We start from the raw sequence: 621 nt of genomic DNA, 5'->3' as shown, positions 1-621 counted from the left end.
AAAGTTGTTCCGCCTTACTGATTTTTTTTTGACGAATATATTGATTGATTGTAATGGCAAATTTTAATTCAAAAGCTCTGTTCAAGGTTTGTTTTGGGGTTCTTAAATCAGAAGAAATTTTGCTTAAAGTTATCTTTTCGCAAATATGATCCTGAATATAGTCACTAATTCTTTCTGAAATCGGGGAAATAGTTTTTTGCCTATAGTTCATTAACTGATCGTAGAAAATCCAAACGATTTCTTGGATTACTTCGGTAAATAATGGCAGCGTTGGTCTGAGTTCAATTGCTTGGATTAGAGAATCTTCTAATTCATAAGCTTCTTTAGCCGGTAGCCCGGACATGACGACTGTTTGCGTTAACGACGCAATAAAACTGATTAACGTATCTTTTTCACCACGAATTAGATTATTTTTCGCGAATATTTCACCGATGATTTGAACGTGAGTTAATCCCTTAAGAGCTTCATTGAGGGATTTTTTATCTAGCTTTGCAATCGATTCCAGAATTGATGATTCATTTTTAAAAAGAAATTCCGGTGAAACGATTGCCTTTTGTATAGATTGCCCGATTATTGATGAATTTTGCCCGGTATTTTTGAACGTTATAAAAGAATATGGGC

General features: G+C 34.0%; 1 protein-coding gene. It reads right to left on the bottom strand.

The annotated features are described in order from the left end of the window. A partial coding sequence (locus tag KH893_RS11435) for a helix-turn-helix domain-containing protein (RefSeq protein WP_281166231.1) occupies window positions 1-621 on the bottom strand: 621 nt, incomplete at both ends.

Source organism: Liquorilactobacillus sicerae, assembly GCF_029916425.1.
GTDB lineage: Bacteria > Bacillota > Bacilli > Lactobacillales > Lactobacillaceae > Liquorilactobacillus > Liquorilactobacillus sicerae.
The sequence above is the reverse complement of the archived record's forward strand: the minus strand, read 5'-3'. Positions and strand labels throughout refer to the sequence as shown.